General features: G+C 63.8%; 16 protein-coding genes and 1 tRNA gene. 12 read left to right on the top strand and 5 right to left on the bottom strand.

Features of this window, described 5'->3' with window-relative positions; translation table 11 throughout:
• Nucleotides 1-55 precede the first annotated feature (55 nt).
• Nucleotides 56-1,726, bottom strand: a complete 1,671-nt coding sequence (locus FAX90_RS06620; RefSeq protein WP_144096491.1) for a putative bifunctional diguanylate cyclase/phosphodiesterase — start codon at nucleotides 1,724-1,726, stop codon at nucleotides 56-58.
• A 323-nt stretch (nucleotides 1,727-2,049) separates the two neighbouring features.
• Between FAX90_RS06620 and ffh the strand changes: the two genes are divergently transcribed.
• Genes ffh through rimM form a run of 3 tightly spaced genes read left to right on the top strand, consistent with a single transcriptional unit; the run spans nucleotide 2,050 to nucleotide 4,573 of the window.
• On the top strand, nucleotides 2,050-3,534 hold the full coding sequence (gene ffh / locus FAX90_RS06615) for a signal recognition particle protein (RefSeq protein ID WP_144096490.1): 1,485 nt from the start codon (nucleotides 2,050-2,052) through the stop codon (nucleotides 3,532-3,534).
• A gap of 56 nt (nucleotides 3,535-3,590) precedes the next feature.
• On the top strand, nucleotides 3,591-4,055 hold the full coding sequence (gene rpsP, locus FAX90_RS06610; protein WP_144096489.1) for a 30S ribosomal protein S16: 465 nt from the start codon (nucleotides 3,591-3,593) through the stop codon (nucleotides 4,053-4,055).
• A gap of 8 nt (nucleotides 4,056-4,063) precedes the next feature.
• Entirely contained in the window at nucleotides 4,064-4,573 is a 510-nt protein-coding gene (rimM, locus tag FAX90_RS06605) for a ribosome maturation factor RimM (protein ID WP_144096488.1), read from the top strand.
• An 11-nt stretch (nucleotides 4,574-4,584) separates the two neighbouring features.
• Here the strand turns inward: rimM and FAX90_RS06600 are convergent, their stop codons facing one another.
• On the bottom strand, nucleotides 4,585-5,505 hold the full coding sequence (locus FAX90_RS06600) for an NAD(P)/FAD-dependent oxidoreductase (protein ID WP_144096487.1): 921 nt from the start codon (nucleotides 5,503-5,505) through the stop codon (nucleotides 4,585-4,587).
• A gap of 122 nt (nucleotides 5,506-5,627) precedes the next feature.
• Between FAX90_RS06600 and FAX90_RS06595 the strand changes: the two genes are divergently transcribed.
• The 7 genes from FAX90_RS06595 (at nucleotide 5,628) to FAX90_RS06565 (ending at nucleotide 10,990) form a co-directional block, all read left to right on the top strand.
• A complete protein-coding gene (locus FAX90_RS06595; RefSeq protein ID WP_144096486.1) occupies nucleotides 5,628-5,993 on the top strand; it encodes a hypothetical protein in 366 nt (121 codons plus the stop codon).
• Nucleotides 5,990-6,547: a glycine-rich domain-containing protein gene (locus FAX90_RS06590; protein ID WP_144096485.1), complete on the top strand. Its 558-nt coding sequence runs from the start codon at nucleotides 5,990-5,992 to the stop codon at nucleotides 6,545-6,547. The genes FAX90_RS06595 and FAX90_RS06590 overlap by 4 nt, the downstream gene beginning before the upstream one ends.
• A 14-nt stretch (nucleotides 6,548-6,561) precedes the next feature.
• Entirely contained in the window at nucleotides 6,562-7,377 is an 816-nt protein-coding gene (locus tag FAX90_RS06585; protein WP_170234884.1) for a TIGR04222 domain-containing membrane protein, read from the top strand.
• A gap of 33 nt (nucleotides 7,378-7,410) precedes the next feature.
• Nucleotides 7,411-8,157, top strand: a complete 747-nt coding sequence (gene trmD / locus FAX90_RS06580; RefSeq protein ID WP_144096483.1) for a tRNA (guanosine(37)-N1)-methyltransferase TrmD — start codon at nucleotides 7,411-7,413, stop codon at nucleotides 8,155-8,157.
• Nucleotides 8,154-8,522 (top strand): 50S ribosomal protein L19, encoded by a 369-nt coding sequence (gene rplS / locus FAX90_RS06575; RefSeq protein ID WP_144096482.1) that lies wholly within the window; start codon nucleotides 8,154-8,156, stop codon nucleotides 8,520-8,522. Before trmD ends, rplS begins: the two co-directional genes overlap by 4 nt.
• Before the next feature lie 81 nt (nucleotides 8,523-8,603).
• A complete protein-coding gene (locus FAX90_RS06570) occupies nucleotides 8,604-9,809 on the top strand; it encodes an APC family permease (protein ID WP_240704759.1) in 1,206 nt (401 codons plus the stop codon).
• 80 nt (nucleotides 9,810-9,889) lie between these two features.
• On the top strand, nucleotides 9,890-10,990 hold the full coding sequence (locus tag FAX90_RS06565) for a branched-chain amino acid aminotransferase (protein ID WP_144096481.1): 1,101 nt from the start codon (nucleotides 9,890-9,892) through the stop codon (nucleotides 10,988-10,990).
• Nucleotides 10,991-11,005: 15 nt separating this feature from the next.
• Here the strand turns inward: FAX90_RS06565 and FAX90_RS06560 are convergent, their stop codons facing one another.
• Both FAX90_RS06560 and FAX90_RS06555 read right to left on the bottom strand, forming a co-directional pair.
• Entirely contained in the window at nucleotides 11,006-12,577 is a 1,572-nt protein-coding gene (locus FAX90_RS06560) for a peptide ABC transporter substrate-binding protein (protein ID WP_240704798.1), read from the bottom strand.
• A 132-nt stretch (nucleotides 12,578-12,709) separates the two neighbouring features.
• Nucleotides 12,710-13,759: a DNA topoisomerase IB gene (locus FAX90_RS06555; protein ID WP_144096479.1), complete on the bottom strand. Its 1,050-nt coding sequence runs from the start codon at nucleotides 13,757-13,759 to the stop codon at nucleotides 12,710-12,712.
• 98 nt (nucleotides 13,760-13,857) lie between these two features.
• On the opposite strand from FAX90_RS06555, the gene FAX90_RS06550 reads away from it, so the two are divergent.
• Nucleotides 13,858-13,932: transfer RNA gene (locus FAX90_RS06550), tRNA-Gln, on the top strand.
• An 87-nt stretch (nucleotides 13,933-14,019) separates the two neighbouring features.
• Here the strand turns inward: FAX90_RS06550 and FAX90_RS06545 are convergent.
• The gene (locus FAX90_RS06545) at nucleotides 14,020-15,399 is read right to left on the bottom strand and encodes an NAD-dependent succinate-semialdehyde dehydrogenase (RefSeq protein WP_144096478.1); all 1,380 of its coding nucleotides are present in this window, start codon (nucleotides 15,397-15,399) and stop codon (nucleotides 14,020-14,022) included.
• Nucleotides 15,400-15,810: 411 nt separating this feature from the next.
• Here FAX90_RS06545 and FAX90_RS06540 point away from each other — a divergent pair, with 411 nt between their 5' ends.
• On the top strand, nucleotides 15,811-16,020 hold the full coding sequence (locus tag FAX90_RS06540; protein WP_144096477.1) for a hypothetical protein: 210 nt from the start codon (nucleotides 15,811-15,813) through the stop codon (nucleotides 16,018-16,020).
• The last annotated feature ends 23 nt before the right edge of the window (nucleotides 16,021-16,043 follow it).

Raw genomic sequence — 16,043 nt, 5'->3', positions numbered from 1 at the left:
CGCCATGCGTCCAGTGCCACGGCCGGTAATTGTCGAACGCGAAAAGGGGAGGCGATCAGGCGGCCGGGTCTGCGGCGTGGACGGCGGGGGCGTCGTGCGTGGCTCTATCGTTGGCCGCGGTGTCGGCGGCAAGGCGCGCCTCGCTCTTCAACCGGGTACGGACCTGTTCGGCGGTTTCGGGCTTTCCATAGAAATAGCCCTGACCCTTGAAAGTGCCGATCCGGCGCAGCGAATCGCGCAAGGATTCGGTCTCGATCCCTTCGGCCGTGACGGGCAGGTTCATGCCTTCGCCGATGGACGCGATGGTGGAAATGACATTGGCCGTGTCCTCGGTCCGGGACAGGCGGGCGATGAACTGGCGATCGATCTTGATCCGGTCGAACGGCAGGGCGCGAAGCTGGGCCAGCGTGGCATAGCCGATGCCGAAATCGTCGAGGCTGATCGAGACGCCCTGGTTTTTCAGGCTGGTCACCATCGACCTTACCAGCCCGATGTTTTCGTTGAGGCACATCTCGGTGATTTCGATCTCCAGCCTTTCGGCGGGAAAGCGAGCTTCGGCCATCAGCTTCAGTAGGCGCTGCGCGAACCACGGGTCGCGCATCTGCACCGGCGAGATGTTGACCGCCAGCGTCAGGCGCGGATCCCATTCGCGGGCGTCGCGTAGGGCCTGCGCGATCACGCTTTCGGACAGTTCGGCGATGACGCCCAGTTCCTCTGCCACGGGGATGAACCGGTCGGGCGTGACAAGGCCAAGGCGCGGGCTTTGCCAGCGCGCCAGCATTTCAAAGCCGGTCAGCTCGCCCGTTTCGATATCCACCTGCTGTTCGTAGAAGGGCACGAATTCGCCGCGCGCGATGCCCGCCAGTATGCCGTTTTCCAGATCGGCGCGCATTCGCAATTCGCGCTCCATCTTCGCCTCGAACCAGTCGTAGCGGTTCCGGCCGTTCTTCTTGGCGTGGTACATCGCCATGTCGGCCATGTGCAGCATTTCTTCGGCCGGGTTCTCGCACGGATCGGGAAGGGCGCTGCTGCAGGCGATGCCGAGCGACAGGCTGATCGCCAATTCGCCGCCCGCAACCTCGAACGGTTGGCGTCCGGCGGAAATGATGGCCGATGCGATGCGGTCGATCATGGCTGGATCGCGCGGGTCGTAACGCATGACGCAAGCGAACTCGTCACCGCCGAGGCGGGCCAGCTTTGCCGTTTCGGGCAGGACCTGGCGCACGCGCCTTGCCATGGTGATGAGCATGGTGTCGCCCGCACGGTGTCCGTTGAGATCGTTGATCTGCTTGAAATGGTCGAGGTCGAGCATGATGAACGCGACCGCACTGCCGCCTTGCGCACGCGTTTCGGCGATGAGGCGATCGACCTCTGGCACGATCGAGCGGCGGTTGAGCGAGCCGGTCAACGGGTCGGTAAAGGCAAGTTCGCGCGCTTCTTCCTCCGACGCGCGGCGTTCGCGCACTTCGGCCATCAGTTCGCGATATCGGCGCCAGCCAAAGATAACGAGCGCGGCATTGAGCAGGAAAGCGCTGACCATATAGCCCGCAGGACCCGAACCGGTGCCCAGCATGACGCGGACCGTGCCCGGCAGGACGGCGCCCGCGTGGCCGATGAACATGATAACCGCGGCCACGATGATGCCAAGCGCGACGATGTCACGCTCTTCCGGAAGCTTGACCCTGCTTTCCCTGTCATCGTTGAACCCTGGCGGGGTATCGTCCATCGACGCACTTGCTCCTGGTTGAGCCGAAAGAGACTCGGTCCCAAGGGTTACCGCCGCCCTCTAAACATCGGGTTAAACCTGTCATAGAGCCCGGTTTTTTCGTGCAGCCCGTTTTTCCGTAGCACCTTGTCAGCTGTGGGGTGATTATGTATGTGGCGCGGCAAGGACCGGCCCGCCCTGCGGCGGAAGGGTTCGCAAAATCATGTTCCGTGACTGTAACGCGGTACGCTGGTCGGCGAGGTTTCGCCCACCGGCGTTTTTCGCGTTTAGCCCGGTTTTGAAGTGTTTGGCGCCGCTTTGCTGGCGCGCAGAAGGAGAAAACGATGTTCGACAGCCTGTCAGACCGGCTCGGTAACGTCTTCGATTCGCTGCGCGGTCGCGGGGCGCTGAAGGAAGACGATGTCCGCGCCGCCATGCGCGAAGTGCGCATCGCGCTTCTGGAAGCCGACGTCGCGCTGCCGGTCGTCAGAAGGTTTATCGACAAGGTTACCGAAGCCGCGATCGGCCAGGAAGTCCTGCGCTCGGTCACGCCGGGGCAGCAGGTCGTCAAGATCGTCAACGACGCGCTGGTCGAAATGCTGGGCGGCGAAGACGGCGACGGCGCGTCGGCGGCCAAGCTGGACCTTGAGGCGAAACCTCCGGTCGTGATCATGATGGTCGGCCTGCAGGGTTCGGGCAAGACGACCAGCACCGCCAAGATCGCGAAGCGGCTGAAGGAGACCGAGGGCAAGAAGGTCATGATGGCCTCGCTCGACGTCAATCGCCCCGCCGCGCAGGAACAGCTTGCCGTGCTGGGCGAACAGGCCGGGGTTGCCACCCTGCCGATCATCGCCGGACAGCAGCCGGTCGACATCGCCAATCGCGCGATCTCGGCGGCCAAGCTGCAGAGCTTCGACGTCCTGATGCTCGACACCGCGGGCCGCCTGCACGTCGACGAGGCGCTGATGGCCGAGATGAAGGCCGTCGCCTCCGTCTCTGCGCCGAAGGAAGTGCTGCTCGTCGTCGACTCGCTGACCGGTCAGGACGCGGTCAACGTGGCGCAGTCGTTCACCGGCGAAGTGCCGCTGACCGGCGTTGTGCTGACCCGCATGGACGGCGATGCGCGCGGCGGTGCGGCGCTGTCGATGCGTGCTGTGACGGGCAAGCCCATCAAGTTTGCCGGCACGGGCGAAAAGCTGGACGCGATCGAACCGTTTGTGCCTTCGCGTGTCGCCAACCGCATCCTGGGCATGGGCGACATCGTCTCCATGGTCGAAAAGGCGGCGGCGACGGTCAAGGAAGAGGACGCCGAACGCCTCGCCAAGAAGATGGCGTCGGGCAAGTTCGACCTTGATGACTTGCGCATGCAGTTGCAGCAGATGACCAAGATGGGCGGTCTGGGCATGATCGCGCAGATGATGCCGGGCATGAAGAAGGCCAAGCAGGCGATGCAGTCGTCGGGCATGGACGACCGCGTGCTGCTGCGCATGGACGCGATCATTTCTTCCATGACCCCCAAGGAACGGGCCAACCCCGCGCTCTTGAACGCGAAACGCAAGAAGCGCGTCGCGGCAGGTTCGGGCACGCAGGTTCAGGACGTGAACAAGGTGCTGAAGATGCACCAGGAAATGGCCAAGGCCATGAAGCAGATCAAGAAGATGGGCGGGCTCAAGGGCCTTGGCGCCCTGTTCGGCAAGGGCGGTCTCGATGCCGCCATGCCGGGACTTGGTGGCGGCATGGGCGGCGGTGCCGGTGGTGGCATGCCCGGCCTTGGCGGCGGTGCTGGCGGGCTTCCGCCGGATCTCGCCAACCTGCTGAACAAGAAATGATTTTTACGAACATTTGAATTTGAACGAATACGAATTGAACGAAAGGTAACCGAACAATGGCAATTGCAATCCGTCTCGCCCGTGGTGGCGCGAAGAAGCGTCCCTACTACCGTATCGTCGTCTCGGACGTGCGCAGCCCGCGCGACGGCAAGTATCTGGAGCAGGTCGGCATCTACAACCCGCTGCTCGCCAAGGACGACGAAAAGCGCGTTCAGCTGACCGAAGACCGCGTCCGTTATTGGCTGGGCGTCGGCGCGCAGCCGACCGACCGCGTTGCCCGCTTCCTCGATGCCGCCGGCATCCTTGAGCGTGCGGCCAAGAACAACCCCAAGAAGGCCGAACCGGGCGAAAAGGCCAAGGAACGCGCAGAGGAAAAGGCCGAGAAGGCTCGCGAAGCCGAGGAAGCTGCCAAGGCTGCTGAAGAAGAAGCCAACGCACCGGCCGAAGAAGCTGCTGCTGAAGAAGCTCCGGCTGAAGAAGCTCCGGCCGAGGAAGCTTCCGAAGAAAAGACCGAAGGCTGATCCCTTCGATGTCGGACAAGTCCGTCACGCTGGCCGCAATCACCGGCGCGCATGGCGTGACGGGCGAAGTCCGGCTGAAACTTTTTGGCGAAGGCGTGGAGTCCCTCAAGGGGTTCCGCGCCTTCGGCATTTCGGGGAAAGATGAAACGCTGACCCCGAAGAAAGTCCGCGATGACGGCAAGGGCGGCGCGATCGCCCGCTTTGCGGAAGTGGGTGACCGCAATGCGGCGGAAAGCCTGCGCGGCAGCCTGCTGACCGTGCCGCGCGATGCCCTGCCTGCCCTGGAAGAGGGCGAATACTACCACGCCGACCTGCTCGGCCTGTCGGCAATGGCCGAAGACGGACGCACCCTTGGCACCGTGATAGCGGTCGAAAACTACGGCGCGGGCGACGTGATCGAGATCGAACGGCCCGAAGGTTCGAAACCGCGCATCTTCATGGTGCCGATGCATGCCGATGCCGTTAGTGCGTGGGACGAAACTACCCTGACCGTAACCGCCAACTTCGCGGAGCCCTGATCGGCCCACCTTTAGCGGCGCAGCGGTCTTTCCTCGGCGAGCAGGTTGCGAATGCGCGTCGCGGCGACGCCTGCCTGTCCCATCGCGTGGCTGATCTGGTCCAGCCCGATGACAACGTCCCCTGCCGCGAAGAGGCCGGGCACGTTCGTCTGCAAGTGATCGTCGACCACGATGCATCCCTCCTCGCTCGTCTCCGCGCCCGCCATTGCGGCAAGGCTTGAGCGCACGTCGCTGCCCATTGCGGGATAGACGCTGTCGAACGCCATGCGACCCTTTGCCGTGTCGAAGGCCAGTTGTTCGCCCTCTATCGCGAAACCTCCGCACGGGCCCGCGACGTGGGCGATCCCCGCATCCGCCAGCCTGGCGCGGCATTTGTCGTCGAGGTCGTGATCCCCCTTGGGGCTGACCAGCGTGAGGTCGGCCGTATATCCGCGCAGGAACAACGCCTCTGCCGTGCCGTGCTGTCCGGTGCCGATCACGGCGACGCGCCTGTCGGTCACTTCGTATCCGTCGCAGACCGGGCAATACCGCAGCAGGCCCCGCGACAACGCCTTGTCATGCAAGGGGCGGGGCAGGCTGTCGGGGTAACGGTTCACCACGCCAGTCGCCAGCAATACGGTGCGCGCGCGCCATGCTCCGCTATCGGTTTGGACGATATGCAGGCCGTCCTTGCGCTCCAGCTTCTCAACTTTGCGGTTTTCCCTCCGCGCGCCGTATTTCGCGGCCTGATCGCTCATCCGCTCAAGCAGCTCGGTTCCCTTGATGCCGTCGGGAAAGCCCGCGTGGTTGCGGGTGCAGGGGATCAGTGCGGCGCGGCTGGTGCCGCAATCGAACAGCCGGATGGAGAGGTAATAGCGCGCAAGATAGATCGCAGCGGTCAGCCCCGCAGGCCCCGCGCCGATGATGATGCAGTCGTCGATGTGTTCATCCATGCGTGCCTAACTCATGGGCCACCAGATCGGTGCCCGGCCATAGCGAGTTTTCGAAGGGCTTGAGGAAGGCGTATTGTTGAGGTAATACAGCATGGCACGTCTATCTTGGAGTTCGAAAAGCAATGTGGTTCCTTATCCCGCTGATTATCGGATTGGTGCTCGTCGCGGCGTTTTCGGGCGGTCTTGCCCTGTGCCTGCACCTCTTGCGGCCCGGACTAGCGAAGCGCACCCGTATCCTGATCGCAGGCGGTCTTGCCGGATTTCTGCCGATGAGCATCGCTTTCGGCGGCTTCTTCTCTCAATCGGCGGATCTCTTGCGCGATGGCGGCAGTGAGTTCGCACTGGGTCTAACGGCGCTTGTCGTGTTCCAGTTCGTGCTCTGGGCGGTCTTTACGCTTCCCGCTGCGTGGTACGTGACCGAAAAGCTGGATGGCGACGATGCACCCGCGATCGGTGCCGACGAGGAAACGCTCGCCATCGAGGGATGAGCGCATTGGCGCCCGACGATCCGCTCTGGCAGCGGCTGGAGGCCTACCGGATCGGCCCGCCCGATGCCGAGTTCACCTTTGAGCAGCGCCTCGCCCGCGAAAACGGGTGGGACGCGGACTATGCCGAACGCGTCGTCGGGGAATATCGGCGCTTCTGCTTCCTCGCCATGCGTGCGGGGCACGAGGTCACGCCCTCGGACCAGGTCGATCAGGCCTGGCACCTGCACCTGACCTACAGCCGCGATTACTGGCAGAGGTTCTGCCCCGACGTCCTTGAAGGGTCCTTGCATCACGGCCCGACCGCTGGCGGACAGGCGGAGCGGGACCGCTATTACCGGCAATATGCGCAGACGCTGGCGAGTTACGAGGAGGTCTTCGGCCCATCGCCCGCCGACATCTGGCCCGATGCGAACCGGCGGCTCTACGTCGATCCGCTGGCCCGGCGCGTCCAGACCCGGAATTACTGGCTGGTGCCCCGGCGCGCCGGTTGGGCGGTAATGATTGTTGCACTTATCTGCGTTAGCGCGATGATCGCATGGGGAATGGGCAGCTAGCGAAAGGGGTGGATGTGAACGGGAGCAATCCGCTGGACTGGGACGCGACGGAGTTTCTGATCCTCTATGTGGTCCTGATCGTCGTCGCGGTCATCTTGCGCACGATCATCGCGAATTTCGTTCGCGGCGAGGGTTACTGCGGGACGCTGAAGGACGCGGACGAGATCGCGATGGTCTCGGGCGGGCGGCGACGTTTCAACGAAGCTGTCGTCGCGCGTATGCTGGCGACGGGAATGCTCACGATGGTCGAAATAGGCCGTTTCGCCCCCGCCAACCGCCCCGCCAACCCGACGGGTGCAGAACGCGCGGTCTTTGCCCTGGGGTCGCGGATCAAGTGGAAAAAGGTCAATGCGGCGCTGTGCGACAATGCGCGGCAGCTTGAAGAACGGCTCGTCAGCCGCGGTCTGATGATGGGCGATGGAGAGGTCTGGCAAGTGCGTTTGCTCCAGGCCGTGCCGTTCCTCTTCCTGCTCGGCTTCGGGTGGATACGGGTGCAGGTGGGTGAGATGCGCGGCGAAGCGGTCGGCAATCTCATCGCCAGCATGACGATCGCTGCCCTGATCGGTATCGCCTTGACCTTCAAGGTCGACCGCGCGACCAAATCGGGCCGCGCCGAACTCGCCTCGCTGCGCGCCACGAACGAGCGTTTGCGCCGTGCGCCGCTGTCGCAGGAAACCGGCATGGCGGTCGCCCTGTTCGGCACGCCGGTTCTGGCGGGCACGATGCTGTCGGACTTCCACCGGATGCGGTCGAGCGATTCGGGCGGCGGTTGCGGTTCCGATGGCGGCAGTGGTTGTGGCGGGGGCGGCTGCGGCGGTTGCGGCGGCTAGCAAGTCCGCGTCTTTTCGACTAACCGGCGCGGCATGACTTTCGCCGCTACCGTCCTGACCCTTTATCCGGAGATGTTTCCCGGGCCGCTTGGCGTAAGCCTTGCGGGCCGCGCTCTCGATGCCGGCACATGGTCGATGGACGCGGTGCAGATCCGCGATTTCGCCACCGACAAGCACCGCACGGTCGACGACACGCCCGCTGGCGGCGGCGCGGGCATGGTGCTGAAAGCCGACGTTCTGGCATCTGCGATAGACCATGCGCGCGGGCTTCATCCCGACTGCCCCGTCATCGCGATGACCCCGCGTGGAACCCCACTGACACAGGCCCGCGTACGCGATCTGGCGGCGGGGCCGGGCGTCAACGTGCTGTGCGGCCGGTTCGAGGGTTTCGACGAGCGTATCTTCGAAGGTCGCCAGGTCGAGGAAGTGTCGGTCGGCGACGTGATCCTGTCGGGCGGAGAAGTGGGCGCCCTGCTGCTGCTCGACGCTTGCATTCGCCTGCTTCCCGGAGTAATGGGCGCGGCTTCAAGCGGAGTCGAAGAGTCGTTCGAAAGCGGCCTCCTCGAATATCCGCATTTTACCCGACCTGTCGAATGGGAAGGGCGCACGATCCCTGAAGTGCTGCGATCGGGGGATCATGCGAAGATCGCGGCGTGGCGAAAGCGACGCAGCGAAGAAGATACACGGTTACGCAGACCGGACCTTTGGGAACGTCATATCGGCGTTCGGGACCAGTCTGCCTCTGGCGCGCGGCGAAAAGACGAAGGTACAGGCAAATGAACCTGATCCAGCAGCTTGAGGCCGAAGCAATTCAGGGCCTTGGCAAGGACATTCCGGAATTCCGCGCGGGCGACACCGTGCGCGTCGGCGTACGCGTCGTCGAAGGCACGCGTGAGCGTGTGCAGAACTACGAAGGCGTCGTCATCGCCCGCTCGAACCGCGGCATGGGCTCGAACTTCACGGTTCGCAAGATGTCGTTCGGCGAAGGTGTCGAGCGTGTCTTCCCGCTCTACTCGCCCAACATCGATTCGCTCACCGTCGTTCGTCGCGGTGTCGTGCGTCGTGCGAAGCTCTATTACCTGCGCGGCCGCACCGGCAAGCGCGCTCGTATCGCAGAGCGTAAGACCGTTCGCGAAGGCGCATAAGCGCCGCGCTTTGGATCACGCGATCCTGAAAAAACGATTGGGCGGTTCCTTCGGGAGCCGCCTTTTTCGTATGAGGGTGCCGTGACCCGGAAGATACCAGCGCAAAGCCAAACCAGAAAAGCCCTCGGCCTGCCCGGCGCATGGGCGATGGCGGTGGGCGGCATGATCGGCGGGGGCATCTTCTCCACGCTGGGCGTCGTCATTCAGGTCGCGGGGCAATGGGCCTGGGCAAGCTTTCTTATCGGCGGGTTGATCGCGTGGTGTTCGGGCCATTCCTACGCCGAACTGACCGTGCGGAGAGACCAGCCTGGCGGGTCGTACGGTTTTCTGCGCGATATCGGCCGCACCACCGTCGCCCGCTGGCTGATGTGGGTTCTGATCGCGGGCTACACGCTGACGGTCGCGGTCTATGGTTTCACGTTCGGGGCCTATGCCGCGAACGCGCTGAACGCGCCGGGTTGGGCGGCATCGGCGGCGGCGGTCGGCGCGATCGCGATCCTGGCAGGGGTGAACCTGCTGGGCGCGACGCAGGCGACGATTGTCGAACTGTTCGCGGTCTTTGTAAAACTGGTCATCCTGCTCGGCCTCGCGGCGCTGGGCATCTGGCACTGGGCGCCGGAGCGGCTGGTGCTGGAAACGGGCGATCCGGTCGGCCCGCTGGGCGCGCTGGCGGGCGTGGGCGTGGTTTTCATGGCCTACGAAGGGTTTCAGCTGCTGTCCTACGACTATGACGAGATGAAGGATGCGAAGCGCACGATCCGCCGGGCGATGAGCCTTGCGATCATCGCCACTTGCGCGACGTACGTGCTGGTCGCGCTGGGCGCGACGATGCTGGCGGGCGCGCCCGAGATCGTGGCGAAGGAGGAAGTCGCGCTGGCACAGGCGGGTCGCGCCGCTCTGGGCGCCTTTGGCTTCGTCGCGGTGTCCATCGCGGCGGCTTTCTCCACTGCATCGGCGATCAACGCCACTGTCTTCGCCACCGCGCGCCTTGCCGGGGAGGCGGCCGGCGACGGCGAGCTTCCCGCGATCTTCGGCAGACGCAATGCGCGCGACGTGCCGTGGGCCGGGGTCATGGTGATTTCCGGCGTCGCCATGGTGCTGGCCATCGTCGGCGGCATTGAACAACTGGTCGAAGGGGCCAGTTTCGTGTTCCTGGGCGTCTTTGCGCTGGTCAACGTGCTGGCCTGGCGGGGCAAGGTGCGGATGCGCTGGTTGAGCGGGGTGGGGGCAGTTACCTCGATCCTCGCCGCGGCAGCGCTGGTCCTCTATGTCGCGGGGCTGGCCTGAACCTTCGCGAAGGCTTGCACAGCGGCCGCCTTAGGCCTAACCGGCCCATTCGAAAAACCACAGTGATCAGGACTAGTCCCATGGCGAATAACGCCGCAAAGCCCCAGTTCGCGCAAGTTCCGCACCCGGCCCCGACTTCGGATGCCGATCGCGCTGCGGTACTTGCGAACCCCGGCTTCGGGACGCAGTTCACCGATCACATGGTCACCATCGACTGGAAAGAAGGCGAGGGCTGGCACAACGCCACCATAGGTCCGCGTCAGCCAATCCCGCTCGATCCGGCGGCGTCGGTCCTGCACTATGCGCAGGAGATCTTCGAAGGGCTGAAGGCCTATCGCCATCCCGACGGCAGCACCGCGCTGTTCCGCCCTGAACAGAACGCGGCGCGTTTCAACCGCTCTGCCGACCGACTTGCTATGCCGCACATTCCCGAAGACCTGTTCCTCGGCGCGATCGACGCGTTGCTGGCAGTCGACGGTCACTGGATTCCGGGTGGCGCGGGCGCGTCGCTGTACTTGCGGCCCTTCATGTTCGCGGACGAGGCGTTCCTGGGCGTGCGTCCGGCCAAGAGCTACAAGTTCATCGTCATCGCCAGTCCGGCCGGAAACTACTTCAAGTCGGGTGCGCCCGCCGTCTCGATCTGGGTGTCGAGCGATTATACCCGTGCGGCCCCCGGCGGCACCGGCGCGGCCAAGTGCGGCGGCAACTATGCCGCCAGCCTTGTCCCGCAGGCCGAAGCGATCGAGCGGGGGCACGACCAGGTCGTCTTCCTAGACGCGGTCGAGCGCAAGTGGATCGAGGAACTGGGCGGCATGAACCTGTTCTTCGTTTTCGATGACGGCCGCGTCGTGACCCCGCCGCTGTCCGGCACGATCCTGCCGGGCATCACCCGCGACAGCCTGATCGACATCATGCGCGAAGAGGGTCTTAACGTGGTCGAGGAACGCTATTCGATCGACCAGTGGCAGGCCGATGCGCAAAGCGGGAAGCTGGTCGAATGTTTCGCCTGCGGCACGGCCGCGGTCGTCACGGCGGTCGGCCGCGTCGCCGGACGCGACCGCGACTTCACCGTCGGTAGCGGTGGTCCGGGGCAGATCACCGAAAAGCTGAAGACGAAGCTGACCGGAATTCAGCGCGGCGAAGTCGAGGATACCCACGGCTGGGTCCGCCGCGTCGGCTGATGCCGAAAGGCGCGCCTAGTTCGCGGCGAGGGACATGAACTTGTAGACGTGGTTGCCGCTGATCGAGTGGCCCCACCCCTTGACCCGCGGATCGACGAGGTAGTTCTGCGAATAGGTGAACAGCGGGATCACGGGCTGCTGCGCCAGCATCAGGCGCTCCGCATTCTCAAGAATGGCAAGACGTGCCTGTCGGTTGCCGGTGTCGCGAGCCTTGGTCAGCAGCGCGTCGAAGCGCGGATCGCGCCAGTTCATGTCGTTGCTACGGCTGTCCGATTCAAACGCATCCAGAAGCGCGATCGGGTCGCTATAACCCGCGACCCAGCCTGATCGGGCGACGTCGAAGTTCCCTTCGGACAGCGAATCGAGATAGTCCTTCCAGTTCTGTTCGCGGATCACGGCATCGACGCCCAGCCCGTCCTTCCACATCTGGCGGATCATTTCCGCGACGCTGCGGTGGCGGGCGAGGCGGTTGGTCAGCAGTTCGATCTGCGGAAAGGTCGAAATGTCGGAAAACCCGGCCTCGGCCAGAAGGCGGCGTGCTTCTGCAAGGTCGGGCCGGGGTGCGGCGACGGACCGGTAATCGGGCATTCCGGGCGGGATCACGCCGCCCATCGGCTTTTCCGCGCCGCCCAGCGCGTCGCGGATGATGGCGTCCCGGTCGATCGCCAAGGCCAGAGCGCGGCGCACGCGCGGATCGTCGAACGGCTTTTTCGCAGTATTGAAGACATAGGCGTAAGTGCCCAGCAACTCATCGGTATAGAGGCTGTCGGGGCGGGTCTTGCGCAAATCGGCGAGCGCATCGACGGGGACCGTGCTGGTCACGTGGAGCTTGCCCTTCATGAAGGCGTCCATCTCTGCCTGCGATTGCTCCATCGGGATGAAGCGGATCGCGTTCAACTGAACGTTCTGGGCGTCCCAGTACTGGGGGTTACGCTCCACCAGGACATAGTCGTGCATCTTCCAATCGCTGAGTAGGAAGGGCCCGTTGCCGACATAGGAACCGGCATCGGCCCAGCGGTTCGAGCGGCTGTCGATCGCGCCGCCTGCTTCGATGGCAGAGCGGTTGACCGGCACGAAATTGGTGCTGGCCAGCATCGTCAGGAAGTATGGCGTGGGATGTTCGGTCTCCACGATCAGGGTATGGGGGTCGGGCGCGCTGACGCCGACATCGGCAAAGTTGGTGATTTCGCCATGGTTGTAGGCACGCGCATTGCGGATAACGTGGAGCTGTTCGGCGCCTTCAACCTCTAGGGCGGGGGCTAGCGCGCGTTTCCAGCTGAAGACGAAGTCCTGCGCGGTAACCGGTGTCCCGTTGCTCCACTTCGCGCCCTTGCGCAGCTTGAACGTCCAGCGCTTGAATTCACCATCGTGAGACCAGCTTTCGGCTACGCCGGGGCGGACCTTGTAACTGTCGTCGGGGTCTTGGACGACCAGCCCCTCGCTCAACGCGCGGACGATGTTGTCTTCGGGCAGGCCGACAAGAAGGTGCGGGTCCAGCGTCTTGGGATCCGTGCCGTTGCCGACAAGCAGGATCCCGTCGCGCGATGCGCGATCGGTATCAGTCTCCGCCGCGCCGCAACCGGCCATTGCCAGCACGCACGCCACCAAGGCGAATATACGTAAAATGAGATCAGTCCCCCTAATGACCCGACGACTACTCGCAACGACCCGAATCGTGCAAGTAAGTTTGGCATAGAGACTTTTCAGTTTTGCTTAAGATCAGGCGGCGGTCGAAAGCCCCATTTCGGTGCTATTTTCCAAAAGCGCGACAAGGCCGCGTTCTTCGCGGCTCAACCACCGGGTCTTGCGCGGAAGTTCCAGCGATGCCCGCCATTCGTCCTGTTGGTCGACAAGATCGATGACCGCGGGGTGGATGTAGCTGCGACGGGCAACCGCGGGCGTATTGCCAAGGCGGCCGGACACGACTTCGAGCAGGGCTTTGATGGTCATGCGCTCGCCGGTCTGCGCCAGCGTGGCAAAGGCAAGGCAGCTGGCGTGGAAGGTGCGGAAATCCTTGGCGCTGAAATCCTCGCCCATGGTTTCGCGCAAGTATTCGTTGACATCGCACGAGCGCACCGGATGCGCGCCGCCCTCATCGTCGATGTACTGGAACAGGTGCTGTCCGGGCAGTTCCTGCAGGCGGCGCACGAATTTCGCCAGGCTGCGATCGGTCAGCGTGACCTTGCGCTCCTTGCCCGACTTGCCCTTGTAATGGAGTGTCAGGCGCTGGCCTTTCACTCGTGCGTGCCGCTGGCGCAGGGTGGTCGCGCCAAAGCTCTTGTTGCTTTTGGCATATGTCTCGTTGCCGATCCGCACCTGGCCCAGGTCCAGCAGGCGCACGATGCAGGCGATCGTATGCCGCCGCGTGAGCCCGCCCGCCGCGATGTCCTCTTCAACCCGCTTGCGGATCAGCGGAAGGGCATTGCCGAACGCGATGGTGCGGTCGAACTTCTCGCTCTCCCGCTCCGCCCGGAATCGGGGGTGATATCGGTACTGCTTGCGCCCGCGGGCATCGATGCCGGTGGCAAGGATGTGGCCGTTCGGCGCAGGGCAGAACCACGCATCGGTATAGGCAGGCGGCAGGGCAATCGCGTTCAGCCGGTCGATCTCGACCCGGTCGGCGATGCGCCGCCCCTTCGGGTCGGAATAGGACCACCCGCGCCCGCAGCGGCGACGCGATATTCCCGGAAGCGAATCGTCGACGAAAATCAGCCCGCCGGTTCCTCCACCGCCTTTCGCGTTTTCCGCCTTTTTCGAATGCTTTGCCATGATCGGGGAGTGAACGGGGCAAGTGCCATGCCGGTTCCTGCACTCGACCCCTTTTCATCCGCGCCCGCCGCGTTATATGGGCCCATCCGAACGGTCATTGGGGCGTAGCCAAGCGGTAAGGCACCGGTTTTTGGTACCGGCATGCGCAGGTTCGAATCCTGCCGCCCCAGCCAGTTCGGATTGTGATGGTTCCCCCATTCCGTTTCTGGAATGCCGAAAGAGGAATTCCGCCCCCCCCCCCCCCCCCGTTACGCGGGCGGTCAGGTCGCGATCTTGATCGCCTTTGCGTTTACGAACTCCTTCAGGCCCTCGGGCCCATGTTCGCGGCCATAACCGGAATCCTTTACGCCACCGAACGGCAGGCTGGGCGATGCGACATCGAAGGTGTTGATGAAGATCATGCCGGTGTCGAAATGTTCGGCTGCCAGTTTTTTCGCGCGTTCGACGTCCTTGCTGAAGATGCCGCCACCAAGGCCGTAACGGCTGCTGTTGGCGATGCGCATCGCGTCTTCATCATCCCTGGCCTTGATGATCGAGGCGGCAGGACCGAACAGCTCGTCCTCGTAAGCGGGCTGGCCCGGCGCGACATCGGCCAGCACTGTCGGGGGATAGAACCAGCCCTTGCGGTCGGGGATCGTCCCGCCGGTGACGAGCCGCGCGCCCTTGGCGACGCTTTCCTCGACTTGTTCATGCAGCTTTTCGCGCTGCGACTTGCTGACCATCGGGCCGAGGCCGGTATCGTCCTGCGTGGGGTCACCCACGGGGATCGCCTCGAACTGCTTGGCATAGGCATCGACGAAGGCGTCGTAGTTTTTCTCGGTCACGATGAACCGCTTTGCGTTCACGCAAGTCTGCCCGTTGTTGTAAATGCGCCCCGCAACGCAGGTCTTCACTGCGACATCCAGATCGGCATCGTCGAGCACGAGGTAAGCATCGTTGGAGCCCAGCTCCAGCACGGTCTTCTTGACGACGGCACCGGCCTTGGCGCCGATATGGCGTCCGGCCTTGTCGCTTCCGGTCATGGTCACACCGCGCACCAGATCGTGTTCGATCACCGCGTCGGACTGATCGTGGGTGATGAACAATACGCCGAACAATCCCTTGGGCAGGCCCGCGTCTTCATAGAGATCGCGGAGGAATACGCCGCTGCCGGTGCAGTTTTCGGCGTGCTTCAGAAGAACGCCGTTGCCTGCCATCAGGCTGGAGATCGAATAGCGAACCGCCTGATAGGCCGGGAAGTTCCAAGGCTGGATCCCATAGATCACGCCGAGCGGCGCGTGCGAGACGAAGGCGTTCGCACCGTCGACTTCGCGTTCATCGTCGGCGAGGACCTTTGGCCCGTGCTCCGCGGTGTAGTCGCAGATCGCGGCGCAAAGCTCGACCTCGTCGCGGCTGTCCTTGAGCAGCTTGCCGACCTCGCGCGTCATCAGCTGGGCGAAGTCTTCTTTCTTCTCGCGCAGCTTTTTGCCGATGGCGGAAATGACCGCGGCGCGATCTTCCAGGCTGCGAAGCCGCCACTGGCGGAAGGCGTCGTGGCTGGCCTTGATGACCGCGTCCGCTTCGTCGTCGGACATGTAGGGGTAAGTCGCGATGACTTCTTCGGTCAGGGGGTTTGTGGTGGTGAGGTGATTGTCTGCCATGAAATGTCCTGTGCGTTGCACGGCGCGTCCGCTCGCTTCGCGGCGCAAGGCCGGGCCGTGCCGCCGGGGGCAGCAGGACAAAGGCCAGGCGTCGGGATCAGGAAGGGCCGCCGTTTTGCAGTTTTGCTTACCCCATCAAAGCGTGGGCACAGGGTCTGTTCCCGCCGCGTGCCCACTTTGGGGCAAGAGGACGAGGGGATGTGACAGACCGTTGGTCGCGGCTGGAATGCGATGACGAAATGGGCGGACTTCGCGTGGTATCACGGTGAGCGCAGAGACGAATTGCGCGAAAAGTTCGGCGAACCGTTCGTTCCCTTTCGCAAGGGCCGGCACGGTGGCTTTCGTTTTCAGCCGATCTTAATTCTCGTCCTCTATTCTGCGTGCGGGATTTTTGGACGAGGTTTGCATTTCATGTTCGACGAGCATGCACGTTTCTTGCGCTATTACTGCTGGTTTTCCGCAGGGCTGGTCGCCCTCGGCTTCGTTATCGAAGGCCTGAAGTCGCCCATGGGCGTCACGCCTGCGGTCGCGATCCTGCTGCTCGTCATTTCGGCCCTTTGTCATGGCGTGATGTTCGCCGAATGGCGCAGCGACCGCGTTCTGGAACGCGGACGGTCCTGACTTTTGCGGGCGCGCCAACGGCG

This window comes from Croceicoccus sediminis, assembly GCF_007570835.1.
Classification (GTDB): Bacteria; Pseudomonadota; Alphaproteobacteria; order Sphingomonadales; family Sphingomonadaceae; genus Croceicoccus; species Croceicoccus sediminis.
This window is presented reverse-complemented; position numbering and strand designations above follow the sequence as displayed.

Coding starts and splice junctions, on each gene's coding strand:
- FAX90_RS06565 (WP_144096481.1), top strand. CDS start 9,890: ATGGCGAATAACGCCGCAAAGCCCCAGTTCGCGCAAGTTCCGCACCCG.
- FAX90_RS06540 (WP_144096477.1), top strand. CDS start 15,811: ATGTTCGACGAGCATGCACGTTTCTTGCGCTATTACTGCTGGTTTTCC.
- trmD (WP_144096483.1), top strand. CDS start 7,411: ATGACTTTCGCCGCTACCGTCCTGACCCTTTATCCGGAGATGTTTCCC.
- ffh (WP_144096490.1), top strand. CDS start 2,050: ATGTTCGACAGCCTGTCAGACCGGCTCGGTAACGTCTTCGATTCGCTG.
- FAX90_RS06555 (WP_144096479.1), bottom strand. CDS start 13,759: ATGGCAAAGCATTCGAAAAAGGCGGAAAACGCGAAAGGCGGTGGAGGA.
- FAX90_RS06590 (WP_144096485.1), top strand. CDS start 5,990: ATGAGCGCATTGGCGCCCGACGATCCGCTCTGGCAGCGGCTGGAGGCC.
- rplS (WP_144096482.1), top strand. CDS start 8,154: ATGAACCTGATCCAGCAGCTTGAGGCCGAAGCAATTCAGGGCCTTGGC.
- FAX90_RS06595 (WP_144096486.1), top strand. CDS start 5,628: ATGTGGTTCCTTATCCCGCTGATTATCGGATTGGTGCTCGTCGCGGCG.
- FAX90_RS06560 (WP_240704798.1), bottom strand. CDS start 12,577: ATGGCCGGTTGCGGCGCGGCGGAGACTGATACCGATCGCGCATCGCGC.
- rimM (WP_144096488.1), top strand. CDS start 4,064: ATGTCGGACAAGTCCGTCACGCTGGCCGCAATCACCGGCGCGCATGGC.
- FAX90_RS06600 (WP_144096487.1), bottom strand. CDS start 5,505: ATGGATGAACACATCGACGACTGCATCATCATCGGCGCGGGGCCTGCG.
- rpsP (WP_144096489.1), top strand. CDS start 3,591: ATGGCAATTGCAATCCGTCTCGCCCGTGGTGGCGCGAAGAAGCGTCCC.
- FAX90_RS06620 (WP_144096491.1), bottom strand. CDS start 1,726: ATGGACGATACCCCGCCAGGGTTCAACGATGACAGGGAAAGCAGGGTC.
- FAX90_RS06545 (WP_144096478.1), bottom strand. CDS start 15,399: ATGGCAGACAATCACCTCACCACCACAAACCCCCTGACCGAAGAAGTC.